Consider the following 14935-nt stretch of genomic DNA (forward strand, 5'->3'; position numbering starts at 1 on the left):
GCGCATGCTGCCACGCCGAGCCGCGCGTCGCGTGCTCCCGCCTCGCCGCCGCTGATCCCGCTGGACTGACCTCCTCCGCCATCGGCGGCGGCTCTCGCCGTCCCCGTAGCTCGGAGTCGATGTCATGTCCGCACTTCTCGATAGCCCCGCCGCCGTCGGCGCCGTCGCCTCACGCGGCGGCGTCCGCGAGCTGGTCGCGCTGGCGCTGCCGGTGGTCCTCACCAACCTGTCCGCGACGTTGATGATGACCACGGACGCGATGATGGTGGGCCGCCTCGGTCCCAGCGAGCTCGCAGCCGTCGGCTACGCCGGCATCTGGTACTGGACGGTCATCGCGGGGTTCAATGGTACCGGCAGCGGCGTCCAGACCTTCGCCGCCCAGGCGCACGGCGCCGGTCATCCCCGGCAGTGCGGGGGCTGGCTGTGGCAGGCCTGGTACACGGTGGTGCCGGCGGCGACCGCGACGCTGCTGCTCTTCGCGGTGGCGTTCCCGGCATTGCTCGATCTGCTCGGGCCGGATCCGACGCTGCGGCCGCTGGCGAGCGACTACGTGCGGGCGCGGGTGCTCGGCAGCGGCGGCCTGATGACCGGGATGGTGATCGCCGCCTTTCTGCGCGGCGTCGGCGATGCGCGGACGCCGCTCCATGCCATGATCGCCGCCAACCTGGTGAACGTCGCCCTCAACTACTGCCTGATCTTCGGTCACTGCGGGGCGCCGCGGCTGGGCGTCGCCGGCTCCGGTGTGGCGACCGCGATTGCCGAGTGGGCGTACGCGATCTGGTTGGCGCGGGCGGTCTACCGACCGGCGCGGCGGCGGCGCTTCGCGACCGACGCCGTGGCGCCCGACGCGGCGGCGATGCGGCGCTTTCTCCGCACCAGCGCGCCGATCGGCGGCCAGTGGGCGCTCGACATGCTGGCGTTCGCGGCCTTCAGCACCCTGGTGGCGCGCATGGGGGCGAGCGAGATGGCGGCGAGCCAGGCGCTGCTCAGCTTGATGCACCTGTCGTTCATGCAGGTGGTCGGCGTGCAGATGGCGGTGGCGACGCTGGTCGGCCGCTACCTGGGCGCCGGCGACCCGACCGCGGCGCGGCGCAGTCTGCGCAGCGCGCTGCGGGTCGGCGTCGGCCTGTCGATCGCCGTCGCGGCGCTGTTCGTGCTCGCGCCGGAGGCTTGTCTGCGCCTATTCGTCAGCGACGAGGCGGTGCTGCGCCTGGGCGTGCCGCTGCTCGTCGTCGGCGCGGCGTTCCAGATCTGCGACGCGGTCGGGGTCCTCAACGGCGGCGCGTTGCGCGGCGCCGGCGACACCCGCTGGCCCTTCGTGGTGCAGACGCTGCTCGCCTGGGGTCTCTTTCCGCCCGCCGCCTATGTCGGCGGCGCGCTGGCGGGCGGCGGGCTCACCGGCGCCTGGCTGGGCGGCGTCGTCTACGTCGCCGTCCTCGCCGGCGCCCTCCACTGGCGCGTCCAGAGCGGCGCCTGGGAGACGGCGCGGATCTGAGGTGGATCGAGAGCGCTCAGGCGCTGCTGCCGCCGAAGGCGCGCCGTTGGTGCCAGAGCGCGGCGGCGGCGATCATCGTCAACAGGGCCAGCCCAGTGAAGAGGCCGCGGCGCGACACCGGCGGCGCCGGGGCCACCTGCACGCACGTGCCGGGGACGGGGGGCGCGGTGCAGGTGTCGAACGGATGGCTGCAGGCGGTATTGCAGCAGACGCCATCGACACAGAACGTGGAGGCGCAGTCGCCCGGCGTGCTGCAGCTCGCGCCGTTCGCTTGCGGCGTGGCGACCGCAGACGCGTGCGCCGCTCCGCCGTCGGCGAGCACGAGCGCTCCGAGCGTCGCTGCGAGGACGATGACCGTTGTGCTGCTGCGCGCCATCCTCGATCTCCTGCGGCTGGCCGCCTGCCGCGCGCCGCGGCCGCCATCAGATTCGAGCCGATACGAGAGATGCGGTCGGGCTGTCAACTCGCGCTCCCCTCTGCGGCCCCATTCCGTGCGCGACCGGCCCGGCTGACTGGCGGGCGGCACCGAGGGTCCCGGTGCCGCGGCGGCGCGTCGGGGGTGTCGCGAGAGCGTCGTCTGCTACAAGGAACGGACGATCGCCGGGAGGTCCGCATGGATTTCGAGCATTCCGCACGCGCCCAGCAGTACATCGACCACGTCGCGCGCTTCGTCCGCGAGCGCGTCGTGCCCAACGAGCCGCTGTTCTTCGACCAACTCGCGCACACCGACGACTGGCGGCGCTGGCGGATTCCGACGATCCTCGAGGAGCTCAAGCAGGAGGCGAAGGCGGCCGGCCTGTGGAACCTGTTTCTGCCGGAGAGCGATCTCGGCGCCGGGCTCGACAATCGCGACTACGCTCCGCTGGCGGAGATCATGGGGCGCAGCTTCCTCGCCTCCGAGGTGTTCAACTGCAGCGCCCCGGACACCGGCAACATGGAGGTGCTGGTGCGCTATGGCTCGGACGAGCAGAAGGAGCGCTGGCTGGCGCCGCTGCTCGAGGGGCGCACGCGCTCGGCCTTCGCGATGACCGAGCCGGCGGTCGCTTCGAGCGACGCCACCAACATGAAGGCCACCTGCGAGATCGACGGCGACGACGTCGTGATCAACGGCCAGAAGTGGTGGACCAGCGGCGCTGGCGACCCGCGCTGCGCCTTCTTCATCTTCATGGGCGTCACCGATCCCACCGCCGAACGCCACCAGCGGCACTCGATGGTCATCGTCCCCGCCGACGCGCCGGGAGTGAGGATCCTGCGCATGGTGCCGGTCTTCGGCCATCTCGACGAGCCGCACGGGCATGGCGAGATCCTCTTCGACAACGTGCGCGTGCCGCGCAGCCACGTCATCCTCGGGCCGGGGCGCGGCTTCGAGATCGCCCAGGGCCGTCTCGGGCCGGGGCGCATCCACCACTGCATGCGCGCCATCGGCGCCGCCGAGCGGGCGCTGGAACGACTGTGCCAGCGCGCCGTCGGCCGCGTCGCCTTCGGCAAGCCGCTCGCCAACCTGGGCGGCAATCGCGACGTCATCGCCAACTGCCGGATGGCGATCGATCAGGCGCGGCTGCTGACCCTGCATGCGGCGTGGGCCCTCGATCGCCACGGCACGTTCGGCGCGCTCACGGACATCTCGGCGATCAAGGTGGTCGCCCCGAACGTGCTGCAGATGGTCACCGACGCGGCGATCCAGATCCACGGCGGCGAGGGCATGGCCGACCCCGAGCTCACCCGCCTGCTCGCCATGGCGCGCGCTCTGCGCATCGCCGACGGTCCGGACGAGGTGCACCGCGGCATGGTCGCCCGCCTGGAGCTGCGGAAGTACCAGTAACGGGCGCCGGCGTGATCCCGTGCGGGGTCAGACCAGGGGATTGCGCGTCCGCAGGTTCGCGAAGCGGCCGAAGTCGCGGTCGGCGGTGAGCAGCTCGTCGACGCCGTGGTGCAGGCAGAGCGCGGCGATACGGGCGTCATGGACGGCCGGACCGGCGATCCGGCCGGTGCGCAGCAGCTCGATGAGCACTGGCCAGTAGCCGTCCGCCTCGCCGAGGAGCTCGACGCGAGGCGCTTCCATCCAGGCCGTGACCTGATCGAGCGCGACGTCGAGCGGCGTCGGCGGATCGTAGATGCGCGGGTGGGTGACGATGGAGACGAACTCGTGCACGCAAGGCCAGGGGATGGCCCAGCGCACGCTTCCTTCCGCGAGCCCGGCGAGGCACGCGTCGGCGCGGTCGTGCCACAGCGCGTCGCTGCGATGCGCGTAGACCAGCAGGTTGGTATCGATGGCGATCACGGCCCCGGCTCGTACGCGAGCTCGCGAATACGGTCCCAGCTCGCATCGCGCAGCTCGGGGCGCAACCCATTGCCGCCGAACGTGACGCGCCGCAGGGTGAAGCGATGTTGGCGCCGCTGCCGGAGGGCGATGCGCAGGCCTTCGTCGAGCAGCGCGCGCAGCGTGGTGTTGTCGCGCCGCGCCACCTCGCGCGCCTCGGCGAGGAGCGGATCGGCGATCTCCACCGTGGTTTTCATTACGGGGACCCATATCATCCGATATGGTCCCCCACAATGGTGTGCTGGGGCGCTCAGCGCCAACTGGCGACTGTCTCGCCGGAGTCGACCATGTCGGCGAAGTAGCCGACGAATTCGGCCGGCGGGCCGGCCTGGCCCTCGGGCAGGGCGGCGCGGACGCGCAGCCGGCGGCCACCGTCCTCGAGGGTCAACGTCCCGGTGACCGCGGCGGGCTCGACGCCCTCTTGCCAGCGCTGCAGGGTCCCGCTGGTCGGTCCGTTCACCGCCGCGGGAAGGAAGAGCAGCGGCGCGGCGTCGCCGGCGCCGATCGCCACCACCACCGCCGAGCCGTTGCCGGCGAAGGCAGCGATCAACTCACCGTCACGGGTGTTGAAGCGGCCGACGAAGAGGCAGGTGCGGGGCAATCCAGTGGTCGGCTGGTCGAAGCGGAGCGGGCAGCCTCGCGACACCGGCCGCCCGATGTCGGCGAACGCCTGACCGGCGATCAGCAGCGCCGCGGCGGCGAACAGCATCTTTCCACAGCTCATCGTGAACCCCACGGTGTTGCGCCTTTCCATACCGAGTGTGGAAGCAGGATCCGCGCCATTCGACGCAGGTGATGCAACGTAGGTTTCACGATCGCGGGACCGCTAACCGCAGTGCGCGGTTGGCACATGGGAGCTGTCGATCTTTCGCAGCCGAGCGAAGAGGCGACGGGCGGAGGCGGGCGCGCGGCGGCAATTCGCTGCGTCGAATCGTGAACGGGCAGCCTCGGTTGCCTCGCGCGCGGCGTCGCGGCAGGGTCTGAACGGGACGGAGGAGCCATGCGCTGTCACGCGATGAGGATCCATGAGACCGGGGGCCCCGAGGTGCTGCGGTGGGAGGAGGTCGAGGTCGGCGAGCCGGCCGCCGGCGAGGTGCTGCTGCGTCAGACGGCCGTCGGTCTGAACTACATCGACACATATCATCGCAGCGGTCTGTACCCGCTGCCGTTGCCGGGGGGCATCGGACTCGAGGCGGCGGCCGTGGTCGAGCGGGTCGGGCCGGCAGTGGCTGACCTGCGACCGGGGGACCGCGTCGCCTACGCCTCGGCGCCGATCGGCGCCTATGCCGAGTGGCGGGTCTATCCCGCCGATCGCCTGGTGAAGGTCCCGGCCGGGGTCACCGATCAGCAGGCGGCGGCGATGATGCTGCAGGGGATGACGGCCGAATACCTGATCCGGCGCACCTTTCCGGTGCGCGCCGGGCAGTGGGTGCTGTTCCACGCCGCGGCCGGCGGCGTCGGTCTGATCGCCTGTCAGTGGCTCAGGCACCTCGGGGCGCGGGTCATCGGCACGGCGGGCGGGCCCGCCAAGATGACGCTGGCACGGCAGCATGGCTGCGAGCACGTCATCGACTCGCACGATCCGGCGATCGCGACGCGGGTGCGCGAGCTGACCGGCGGCGCGGGGGTGGCGGTCGTCTACGACGGCGTCGGCCGCGACACCTTCACCGCCTCGCTCGACAGCCTGGCGCGGCGCGGCATGCTGGTCAGCTTCGGCAACGCTTCGGGGCCGGTGCCGGCCTTCGAGCCCGCCGAGCTCTCGCTGCGTGGCTCGCTCTACTTCACCCGGCCGTCGCTGATGGACTACACGGCGACGCGCGAGGAGCTCGCCGCCTCGGCGGCGGCGCTGTTCGCGGTGGTGGCGAGCGGCGCGGTCGCCATCGAGGTGCACCAGACCTATGCGCTGCGCGACGCGGCGCAGGCGCATCGCGACCTCGAGGGCCGCCGCACCAGCGGCTCGACGGTGCTCCTGCCGTAGGTTGGGGGCGCGCGTCAGGGCGCCGCGGCGGCGGCGCGACCGGGCGCCGGCAGGCGGCCGAGCGGGAAGCCGCGGAACAACGCCGCGCCGAGCAGGAAGCCGAGGCACGGCATGCCGCCGAACAGCAGCCGCATGCCCAGCAGGCTCTCGGCGGATTGCTCGACGTTGGGAGCGAAGGCGACGGCGGCGAGCACCACGCCGCTCAGCGCCGTGGCGACGGAATTGCCGATCTTGAGCGCGAAGAGCAGCGCCGCCGAGTAGATGCCCTCCTTGCGCTCGCCGGTCTGCTGCTCGTCGAGGTCGATGATGTCCGCCATCAGCGACGACGCCAGCACGCTGCCGCAGCCCATGGCAGCCCCGGCGAGGACGAGCAGCCCGAAGAGCACCGGCAGGGCGCCGGCATCGACCGCCATCATGCCGCCGAAGGCGGCGGCGGCGATCAGCATCGCCGCCAGCCAGGTGGCGTGCGCGCCGTGTCGGCGCGCCGCCCGCACCCAGACGGGGATCGAGACGACGCCGGAGAGCACGTAGGCCGCCGGCAGCGTGCCCACCAGGTCGGGCCGCCGCAGGAGATACTGCGCCACGTAGGGCGCCATGGTGCCCACCGCGCCGACGCCCAGGCTCTCGATGAACCAGACGATGAGGAGGATGCGCGCGGTGCGGTTGCGCAGCACGTCGCGCAGGCCGCTCGCCAGACTGTGGCCGCCGCCGCCGCGCAGGCGGCGCTCGCGAATCGCCAGCGGGGTGATGGCGAGCACCCCGGCGCCGACCAGCGCGCCGGGCACCGCCATCGCGCCGGCGGCGGCGCGCGGCTCGGGGGCGTTCATCGCGAGCTGGATGGCGCCGAACGCGAGCAGCATGCCGAAGGTGAAGCTGATCTGCTTGGCGCCGAACAGTCGCGTCCGCTGGTGCGAGTCGGCGCTGAGCTCGGCGCCGAGGGCCGCGTGCGGGATGGCATAGAGCGCGAAGGCGGTGAAGAACATGAACAGCGCCAGCGCCACCCAGGCGAGCAGGGCGCCGGGCGGCCAGGCCGCCGGCGGGTTCCACAGCATGATGTAGGCGCCGGCGAGCAGCGGCGGGGCGGCGAACAGAAAGGGGCGGCGGCGGCCGTGGCGCGACCGGGTGCGGTCGCTCCAACTGCCGACCAGTGGATTGCAGGCGGCGTCCCACACCTTGGCGACGGCGAACAGCGCCCCGACCAGCGCCGGCGGCAGGAGCAGGACGTCGGTGGCGAACTTCAGGAAGTAGAACTGGACGACGAAGAGGAGGAAGGCGAGGCCGACGATCGGACCGCCGTAGGTGAGGAGCTGGCGCGCGGGCAGGGCATGCATGCGGCGCCCAGGTTTGGCAGCGCGGCGGCGCGCGGACAAGTGGAGTTGCGGCGGATCCCTGTGGTACGTCCACGTCCCATGCCGTCCGCCGTCGCGGTCGAACCGATCACCGAGGACGACGCCTTCCTCGCCGAGGCGCTCTCGCACGCCAGCGTCGCGACCCTGATGATGGCGATCGTCCACCTGACCGGCGACACCGCGATCCTCGACGGTCCGATCCGCCCGCAGCGGCCCCTGCCGGGCGAGCACGACGGCGGCCTGTCCGACGACGAGAAGGCGACCGTGCGGGCGCAGGCGCTGGCGGCGCTGCGCGACTACCGCGATCGCGGCGGCACGCTGCCGCCGCCGCCCTCCGCCGAGACCATCGGCCGCATGCTGAGCTTCATGGTGGGCGAGGAGGTCAGCCCCGAGTACGTGCCGATGTTCATGGAGGAGCTGGCGCTCGACAGCGGCGATGCGCGCGACGTCGACTGGGCCGCGGTGCCGGCGGCGCGCCGCGCGGCCTTCCGCGTGCTGATCATCGGCGCCGGGATGTCCGGGCTGCTCGCCGCCGCCCGCCTCGAGCGCGCCGGCGTGCCGTACGTCGTGATCGAGAAGAACGAGGGCGTCGGCGGCACCTGGCTGGAGAACAGCTACCCCGGCTGCCGGGTCGACGTCGCCAACCATTTCTACTCCTATTCGTTCGCCCCCAACCACGACTGGCCCGAGTTCTTCTCGCAGCGCGACGAGCTGCGGCAGTATTTCGAGGACTGCGCCCGCGACTTCGGGGTGCGCGAGCGCATCCGCTTCGCCACCGAGGTGGTGGCGGCGCGCTGGGACGACGCGGCGGCGGGTTGGGCGGTGCGCCTGCGCGCGCGCGACGGGCGCGAGGAGGTCGTGCGCGCCAACGCGCTGATCAGCGCCGTCGGCCAGCTCAACCGCCCGCGCCTGCCCGACATCCCCGGCCGCGACGCGTTCGCCGGGCCGGCGTTCCACTCGGCGCGGTGGCAGCACCAGCACGACCTGCGCGGCCGGCGCGTCGCCGTCATCGGCACCGGCGCCAGCGCCTTCCAGCTCGCCCCCGAGGTCGCGAAGATCGCCGACCGCCTGCTGATCTTCCAGCGGTCGGCGCCGTGGATGGTGCCGAACCCGCGCTACCACGCGCGGGTCAGCGAGGCGAAGAAGTGGCTGCTGCGGCACGTGCCGTCGTACGCGCGCTGGTATCGCTTCCTCCTCTTCTGGCCGGCGTCGGACGGCCTCATGCCGTCGCTGGTCGTCGATCCCGAGTGGCCGCACCAGGAGCGCTCGGTGAACGCGATGAACGACATGATGCGCGAGTACTTCACCCAGAGCATGGCGGAGCAGATCGGCGACGATCCGGCGCTGCTCGCCAAGGTGGTGCCGCGGTATCCGCCGTTCATCAAGCGCATGCTGCAGGACAACGGCACCTGGCTGGCGACGCTGAAGCGCGACAACGTCGACCTGATCACCGATCCGATCGTCGCCATCACCGAGACCGCGATCCGCTGCGCCGACGGCCGCGAGCATCCGGTCGACGCCATCGTCTACGCCACCGGCTTCCACGCCAACCGCTTTCTCTGGCCGATGGACATCGTCGGTCGCGACGGTGCCAGCCTGCGCCAGCGCTGGGGCGACGAACCGCGCGCCTATCTCGGCATCACCGTGCCCGAGTTCCCGAACCTGTTCTGTCTCTACGGGCCGGGCACCAATCTGGCGCACGCCGGCAGCATCATCTTCCACTCCGAGTGCCAGGTCCGCTACGTCATGGCGTCGATTGCCGCGCTCCTCGCCAGCGGCCGCGCGGCGATGGAGTGCCGGCGGGAGGTGCACGAGGCCTACGCGGCGCGCTTCGACGCCCGCCACGCGCAGATGGTCTGGTCGCACGCGGGCGCGACGAGCTGGTACAAGAACCCCGCCGGCCGCGTCCTCACCACCTCGCCCTGGCGGCTGGTCGACTACTGGACGTGGACCCGGGCACCGAACCCGGACGACTTCCATTTCCGCTGACCCGGCGCCGTCGCTGGCGTCCGTTGCGCCCCGCGTTGCGCGGCGCGGCGCCGGTCGCTAGACGCGTCCGGTGCCAACGAACGAGCGCCAGCACGCCCCGGCGCCGGTTGCCGTGCCGTTCGCGACGGCGTTCCGCTTCTGGGTGAAGCTGGGGTTCATCTCGTTCGGCGGACCCGCGGGCCAGATCGCGATCATGCACCGCGAGATCGTCGAGCGCCGGCGCTGGCTCAGCGAAGAGCGGTTCCTGCACGCGCTGAACTACTGCATGCTGCTGCCCGGCCCGGAGGCGCAGCAACTCGCCATCTACATCGGCTGGCTCCTTCACCGCACGCTGGGCGGCATCGTCGCCGGCGCCTTCTTCGTCATCCCGTCGATCTTCGTCCTCCTGGCGCTGTCCTACGTCTACGCCGCGTACGGCGAGCTCGCGGCGGTGGCGGGCGTGTTGGCCGGCTTCAAGCCGGTGGTGGTGGCGATCGTCGTCGACGCGGTGCTGAAGATCGGCGGCCGGGCGCTCAGACGCCGTGTCCACTACGCGATCGCGGCGGCGGCGTTCCTCGCCATCTACGTGCTGCACCTGCCCTTTCCGCTGATCGTGCTGCTGGCCGCTGGCGTCGGCCTGGTGGGGGCGCGGCGCTGGCCGGACGCCTTCGCGGCCGCCCCGGTCGGCGCCGCGGCGGCCGCGAGCGCGCGGGCGGCGCCGTCGTGCGACGTCGATGCGGCGAGCGCGCCGCACACCCGTCCGTCCTCCGCCCGCTTCGCCCGCGTCCTCGCCATCGGCGTGGCGTTGTGGCTGTTGCCCTTCCTCGCCCTCATCGCGACCCGGGGCTGGACGAGCGTGCACGCGCACGAGTACCGCTTCTTCACCCTGGCGGCGTTCGTCACCTTCGGCGGCGCCTACTCGGTGCTGGCGTACGTGACCCAGGTCGCCACGACGTCGTTCGGCTGGCTGACGCACGCCCAGGCGGTGGACGGCCTGGCGCTCGCCGAGACGACGCCCGGGCCGCTCATCATGGTCCTGCAGTTCGTCGGCTTCATGGCCGGCTGGAACAATCCGCAGGGCATGACGCCGCTGGCCAGCGCGGTGACCGGCGCCTTGCTCACCACCTACGCGACCTTCCTGCCGTGCTTCCTCTTCATCTTCCTCGGGGCGCCGTACGTCGAGGTGATCCGCGGCGACCGGCGTCTCACCGCCGCGCTGTCGGGGGTGACGGCGGCGGTGGTCGGCGTGGTGCTCAACCTGGCGTTGGTCTTCGGTGCCGCGGTCGTCTGGCCGCACGGCCCGCTCGGCGGCACCGAGTGGCCGGCGGTGCTCCTGGGCGCCGTCGCCTTCGCGCTGCTCCACCGCTACCGCGTCGACGTGCTCTGGATCGTCCTCGGCGGTGGCCTGGTGGGCCTGGCGCTGCATCTCCGGGGCGCCGTCTGAGACCCGCGCGCACCCGCCGCCCGCCTGCCGGTCCGATTGGGCCGAGGCTCGGCGGCGGCGAGCGAATTCATGCATGATCCGGGCTAAGGTGGCCCTCGGTCGCGTACCGGGCGGCCAGGTTGGAAGGAGACAGGATGAGCGTAGCGGTTCCCTTGGAGAAGTTGCGCGGCGTGCTCGCCGAGCGCGGTGGCGGCGCCTATCTGCTGACCGTGGGTGATGATGCGTCCCCGCATGCGGTGCACGTCCAGGTCGCCTGGGATGGCGACGCCCTCGTGACCGAGGTCGGACGTCGCAGTGCCGCCAATGCGGCCGCCCGGCCGTCGGTGTCGCTGCTGTTTCCGCTCCGTTCGGCCGACGACTACAGCGTGATCGTCGACGGCACCGCGGCCGCCGCCGCGGGCGGCGGCGAGCGCCGATTGCGCGTCGCTCCGCTGCGCGCCGTGTTGCACCGCCCGGCCGCCGCGCCGGATCCAGGTGCGTCCTGCGGCGCCGACTGCGTGCCGCTGCTGTCGCCGGCGCCGAAGTCGGATCGCTGAGCGGCGCCGCGCCTCAGCGGCTCATGAGCTGGTAGGGGCCGCCGCGCTCGATGGCGCGCTGGTATGCCGGACGCGCCTGCATGCGCTCGCGATAGGCGACCGCGCCGGGGTAGGGCGCGAGACGCGCGCCGGCCGCCTCGAGCACGAACAGGAGCTGGATGTCGGCGCCGGTCAGATCGTCGCCGACGAAGAAGCGGCGTCCCTCCAGCCCGCGCTCGATGTAGCCGAGGTGGTTGGCGATCTCGCTGTCGATGCGCGGCCGCAGCAGGTCGCCGGCGTCGCCGAGGAAGCCGATCATCAGCGCCATCAGCAGCGGGAACATCGCCGATCCCTCGGCGTAGTGCATCCACTCGACGTACCGCCAGTGGTCGTCGCTGCCGGCGGCCGGCTTGAAGCGGCCACCGCCGTAGGTGTCGATGAGGTACTCGACGATGGCGCCCGACTCGGCGATGGTCCGGCCGCCGTCGGTGATGGCCGGCGACTTGCCCAGGGGATGCACCGCCTTGAGCTCCGGCGGCGCCAGGGGAATCCCCTCCATGCGCTGGTACTTCACGATCTCGTAGGGCGTTCCGAGCTCCTCGAGCAGCCAGAGGATGCGCTGTGAGCGCGAGTTGTTGAGATGATGGACGGTCAGCATGTCGCCCTCCGGCGCGGCATCGGAGCAGCCGGCGGTCGAAACGGCAAGCGCGCCACGCGATCGCCGTGTCGCGAGCGGCAAGCGGAGGGGACGCGCTCGCGCCCCTGCGGCGGGGTGGCCGCAGGGGCGCGAGATGCCGACTCAGGGCGAGCGTTATCGCTTGGCCTTGAACTGCGCCGCCGTGTTCTTCTTCTCGTCGGCACCGGTGAAGACACTCTCGAGGCAGAGCGCCGCGCCGGCCTTCTTGAGCTGCACGGTGACAGGATAGGCGAGGGGCAGCGTCGGGTCGGGCAAGGCTGATCCCTTGCCCTTGGCGAGGGCTTTCGACTTGCCGGCCGAGCCGCCTTTGAGCAAGGCCAACGACAGCCCGTCCGGGCTGCTGCCCTTGAACTTGTAGCCCTTGGTGCCGACCGCGCTCCAACTCGGGCCGGGTGGAATCGCCGCGTCGGCGATCAGCGCGTGGGCGGTGCCGGCGTAGATGCACAGCGCGTAGCCAGAGCCGCTGATCGGGTCAGCGAGATCGAGGGGATCGAGCGCCGCGCCCTTGGCCCACTTCCACAACAGCTTGTCCTTGCCGTCGTCGCTGGCGTTCTTCATGAGTACCAGCGACGTCCCGGGTGTCAGGCAGCCACTGGCGGGCGCATCGTCGTTGACGCAGCCGCCCACCGGGTCGCAGGAGTCGGCGGTGCAGCCGTTGCCATCGTCGCAATCCAGAGGATCGGTGCCGACGCAGGCGCCGGTCTGGCAGGCGTCGGCCTGGGTGCAGGTGTTGCCGTCATCGCAGCCGGTGCCGTCGGGCTGCTTCGCATCAATGGGGCAAGAGGGGGCCGATCCCGTGCATGACTCGGCGACGTCGCAGTCGCTGGCGGCGGCGCGACAAGGGGTACCGATGGAGGCGAAGGCATCCGCCGGGCAGTCGTCGGTCACACCGTCGCACGACTCGGCGACATCGCAGTCGCCTGCAGAGGCGCGGCACTCCGCGGTGCTCTTGAGATCGGCAGGACAGGCCGGGCTGCTGCCGTCGCAGGCGTCGGCGAGGTCGCAGACGCCGGCGACCACCCGGCAGGGCGTGCCGGCGACCAGCACATCGTCGGCCGGACAGAGCGGGCTGGCGCCGTCGCAGAGCTCCTCGGCATCGCACAGATCGGCCGCGGCGCGGCAGGAGATGCCGCTGCCGACCAACTGATCGGCAGGGCAGGTGGGAGTCGTGCCGTCGCACAACTCGGCGATGTCGCACGCGCCCGCCGCGGCGCGGCAGGTGGCGCCACCATTGCCGGCCGGGTGAACGCAGGTGCCGGCGCCGTCGCAAACATCGGCGGTGCAGGGTTCGCCGTCGGCCCCACACGCGCTTCCGGCCGTTTCGTACTGGCAGGTGGCCGAGCAGCAGTCGCCGTCGGCAACGTTTCCGTCATCGCACTGCTCGCCGAAATCGAGAATGCCGTCGCCGCACGGACTGGAGAAGTTGTCGACCAAGAGGCCCGAATCGACAATCGCATCGTTGATGTCGGTGACGCCCACGGAGATGGTGTATGTGCCAGCCGAGGGGATGACGTAGGCAAAGGTGTGAAAGCCCGTCTCCTCGTTGAACGGCGTTGGCGAGATGACGAACGTCGCGTTTGTATCCGCCAATTCGGAGGTGACGCCGGAGATCGAGACGAACGCGAAGTCGTTGTAAGTCGTCGGTGTCGCCTCGTTGGTGAGGAAGTTCCAATCGAAGGAAATCACGGCGCCGGCGCCCGCGGTGAAGGACTGTTTGAGGGCAGCGCCTTCGGTGGCATTGCCGTTGCCGAGTCCGTCGAGGGTGCCAGCGGCCACGCCCATGAATGATTCGAGGGCTGCGTCGGTTGCCGATCCGGTGCCGCTGGTCAGCAGCGCCTGGTAGATGCCCGCGGTGGGCCCGCTGCCGTACGCGCTGGTCACAACGCTGACTGGGCCGATTGAGGCCCACCCCGTGAGAGTGCCCGTTTCGAAGCTCGGGTTGGTCAGCGCGGCATACGCGGGCGCGGTGAAGATGCCCGTCAGTATCGCGCCCATGGCTGCCCATGCGAAGATCTGTCGGGTGTGTCGTGCGGCGCGATGCGCGGCTGGTCCCACGCTACGCGGCGTGGGCGGACGGTGAGACATGCTCCCCCCTTTCAAACTATTGTGGATATCTATGGGATATCGAGAACCAATAAGCGTGGCAGTTGCACACTCTGCTCGCATGAATGCAGGAGCATGATCAATTGGGGAAATCCCTAGACTAGGCGGATGCTCGTGAAGGGCCCCTTCGGCAGGTTGAGCGAGACGCCCGGCTGGAGGGGGGTGATGGGGAGATCCGGGGGCATGGCCGCGGCGGGAAGGCGAGATGACGCGAGGACGGATCGCATTCCGAGACCACCCAGAGCGGCTCCGGGGAGGCGATCTCCAGAAAGAAGAACCCCCACAACTCACTGGAATTGTGGGGGTTCTCGAGAGCGGGCGACCGGGGTCGAACCGGCGACCTTATGCTTGGCAAGGACTGGGGTGCCGGACGTCTCGATGCCGATAAGTTCCTGGTTGTCTGAGGTAATTTCACCATCCAGTCTCGGCCGGTGATTGGCGAAATAGAGCCGACTTTCGGGTCGTTTTCGCCCGATTTTGATGTGGGGGTGCCGGGTCAGCTTTCGCCATCCGGGGCGCGGTCGTGGTCGGCGAGAAACCTTCGAGTGCGCACTGTGACGAGAAAGTCATCGTACGCAAATGGATAGGCGCCGCTCGAAGGCGGCGATGGGTCAATGGCGCTGGCCCGGACCAACACGTAGAGGGCGGGATTCATCCGACGAGGTTCCCACCCGAGCGTACGCGCGAGATCCACGACGACAGCCTGTTCATCGTTCTGCTCCAGCACAAGGTTCGCGATGCGCTTCGCATCGTGCCTTGGATCCCAGTTTCTCAGGTAGGGATCGGTGTCAACGAACAGCAAAGAGGTTGGTCTCAAGGACGCGATGTCCGCGATGAGCGTACCGCCCGCAGCGCGGCGAACGTCGAGCCAGCCGCGGGCTTCGATCTGACCGATCGCTTCTACAAGCTGTTTCTCGGGTAGGGCGAAAAGGGTCTGAACCTGGATGGGGTCGATGGTGTCAAAGCCTTCGACTGCATGTTCTGACTCTCGGTTGAGCCACGAAGCGATCGCGCTGACGGTGGGCGAGAGGCGCAGTGCCGACAGCGGGTCATCCGCGACACGGGA

The 14935-nt window shown here is 70.9% G+C and carries 14 protein-coding genes; 6 read left to right on the forward strand and 8 right to left on the reverse strand.

Annotation, left to right across the window (positions count from 1 at the left end):
• Positions 1-124: 124 nt before the first annotated feature.
• Positions 125-1495 carry an MATE family efflux transporter gene (locus KF840_25150; GenBank protein MBX3028190.1) on the forward strand — a complete coding sequence of 457 codons (1371 nt, stop codon included), beginning with the start codon at positions 125-127 and terminating at the stop codon, positions 1493-1495.
• A gap of 16 nt (positions 1496-1511) precedes the next feature.
• Here the strand turns inward: KF840_25150 and KF840_25155 are convergent, their stop codons facing one another.
• Entirely contained in the window at positions 1512-1871 is a 360-nt protein-coding gene (locus KF840_25155; protein MBX3028191.1) for a hypothetical protein, read from the reverse strand.
• Between the two features lie 237 nt (positions 1872-2108).
• On the opposite strand from KF840_25155, the gene KF840_25160 reads away from it, so the two are divergent.
• On the forward strand, positions 2109-3317 hold the full coding sequence (locus KF840_25160; GenBank protein ID MBX3028192.1) for an acyl-CoA dehydrogenase family protein: 1209 nt from the start codon (positions 2109-2111) through the stop codon (positions 3315-3317).
• A 27-nt stretch (positions 3318-3344) separates the two neighbouring features.
• Here the strand turns inward: KF840_25160 and KF840_25165 are convergent, their stop codons facing one another.
• Genes KF840_25165 through KF840_25175 form a run of 3 tightly spaced genes read right to left on the reverse strand, consistent with a single transcriptional unit; the run spans position 3345 to position 4569 of the window.
• A complete protein-coding gene (locus KF840_25165; GenBank protein MBX3028193.1) occupies positions 3345-3776 on the reverse strand; it encodes a PIN domain-containing protein in 432 nt (143 codons plus the stop codon).
• Positions 3773-4030 carry a DUF2191 domain-containing protein gene (locus KF840_25170; protein MBX3028194.1) on the reverse strand — a complete coding sequence of 86 codons (258 nt, stop codon included), beginning with the start codon at positions 4028-4030 and terminating at the stop codon, positions 3773-3775. Before KF840_25170 ends, KF840_25165 begins: the two co-directional genes overlap by 4 nt.
• Positions 4031-4065: 35 nt before the next feature.
• Entirely contained in the window at positions 4066-4569 is a 504-nt protein-coding gene (locus KF840_25175) for a hypothetical protein (protein ID MBX3028195.1), read from the reverse strand.
• Positions 4570-4815: 246 nt separating this feature from the next.
• Here KF840_25175 and KF840_25180 point away from each other — a divergent pair, with 246 nt between their 5' ends.
• Positions 4816-5793, forward strand: a complete 978-nt coding sequence (locus tag KF840_25180) for a quinone oxidoreductase (GenBank protein MBX3028196.1) — start codon at positions 4816-4818, stop codon at positions 5791-5793.
• 14 nt (positions 5794-5807) lie between these two features.
• On the opposite strand, the gene KF840_25185 is transcribed toward KF840_25180, so the two are convergent.
• Entirely contained in the window at positions 5808-7124 is a 1317-nt protein-coding gene (locus KF840_25185; GenBank protein MBX3028197.1) for an MFS transporter, read from the reverse strand.
• Positions 7125-7202: 78 nt separating this feature from the next.
• Between KF840_25185 and KF840_25190 the strand changes: the two genes are divergently transcribed.
• From KF840_25190 to KF840_25200, 3 genes are all read left to right on the forward strand, one after another.
• On the forward strand, positions 7203-9131 hold the full coding sequence (locus tag KF840_25190; protein MBX3028198.1) for an NAD(P)/FAD-dependent oxidoreductase: 1929 nt from the start codon (positions 7203-7205) through the stop codon (positions 9129-9131).
• 70 nt (positions 9132-9201) lie between these two features.
• On the forward strand, positions 9202-10554 hold the full coding sequence (gene chrA, locus KF840_25195) for a chromate efflux transporter (GenBank protein ID MBX3028199.1): 1353 nt from the start codon (positions 9202-9204) through the stop codon (positions 10552-10554).
• Positions 10555-10688: 134 nt separating this feature from the next.
• Positions 10689-11090 (forward strand): pyridoxamine 5'-phosphate oxidase family protein, encoded by a 402-nt coding sequence (locus tag KF840_25200; protein ID MBX3028200.1) that lies wholly within the window; start codon positions 10689-10691, stop codon positions 11088-11090.
• A 13-nt stretch (positions 11091-11103) separates the two neighbouring features.
• Here KF840_25200 and KF840_25205 read toward each other — a convergent pair whose 3' ends face one another.
• The 3 genes from KF840_25205 to KF840_25215 all read right to left on the reverse strand — a co-directional run.
• Positions 11104-11727: a glutathione S-transferase family protein gene (locus KF840_25205; protein MBX3028201.1), complete on the reverse strand. Its 624-nt coding sequence runs from the start codon at positions 11725-11727 to the stop codon at positions 11104-11106.
• A gap of 153 nt (positions 11728-11880) precedes the next feature.
• Entirely contained in the window at positions 11881-13761 is a 1881-nt protein-coding gene (locus tag KF840_25210) for a hypothetical protein (protein MBX3028202.1), read from the reverse strand.
• A 604-nt stretch (positions 13762-14365) separates the two neighbouring features.
• Positions 14366-14935 (reverse strand): hypothetical protein (locus KF840_25215; GenBank protein ID MBX3028203.1); only part of this gene is annotated, 570 nt, incomplete at its 5' end.

Source organism: bacterium, from assembly GCA_019637795.1.
Taxonomy (GTDB): Bacteria; Desulfobacterota; Binatia; order HRBIN30; family CADEER01; genus JAHBUY01.

Excerpts from the sequence above, each read along its gene's own strand:
- KF840_25150 (MBX3028190.1), top strand. The coding sequence starts at position 125 with ATGTCCGCACTTCTCGATAGCCCCGCCGCCGTCGGCGCCGTCGCCTCA.
- KF840_25155 (MBX3028191.1), bottom strand. The coding sequence starts at position 1,871 with ATGGCGCGCAGCAGCACAACGGTCATCGTCCTCGCAGCGACGCTCGGA.
- KF840_25160 (MBX3028192.1), top strand. The coding sequence starts at position 2,109 with ATGGATTTCGAGCATTCCGCACGCGCCCAGCAGTACATCGACCACGTC.
- KF840_25170 (MBX3028194.1), bottom strand. The coding sequence starts at position 4,030 with ATGATATGGGTCCCCGTAATGAAAACCACGGTGGAGATCGCCGATCCG.
- KF840_25175 (MBX3028195.1), bottom strand. The coding sequence starts at position 4,569 with ATGGAAAGGCGCAACACCGTGGGGTTCACGATGAGCTGTGGAAAGATG.
- KF840_25180 (MBX3028196.1), top strand. The coding sequence starts at position 4,816 with ATGCGCTGTCACGCGATGAGGATCCATGAGACCGGGGGCCCCGAGGTG.
- KF840_25185 (MBX3028197.1), bottom strand. The coding sequence starts at position 7,124 with ATGCATGCCCTGCCCGCGCGCCAGCTCCTCACCTACGGCGGTCCGATC.
- KF840_25190 (MBX3028198.1), top strand. The coding sequence starts at position 7,203 with ATGCCGTCCGCCGTCGCGGTCGAACCGATCACCGAGGACGACGCCTTC.
- KF840_25200 (MBX3028200.1), top strand. The coding sequence starts at position 10,689 with ATGAGCGTAGCGGTTCCCTTGGAGAAGTTGCGCGGCGTGCTCGCCGAG.
- KF840_25205 (MBX3028201.1), bottom strand. The coding sequence starts at position 11,727 with ATGCTGACCGTCCATCATCTCAACAACTCGCGCTCACAGCGCATCCTC.
- KF840_25210 (MBX3028202.1), bottom strand. The coding sequence starts at position 13,761 with ATGGGCGCGATACTGACGGGCATCTTCACCGCGCCCGCGTATGCCGCG.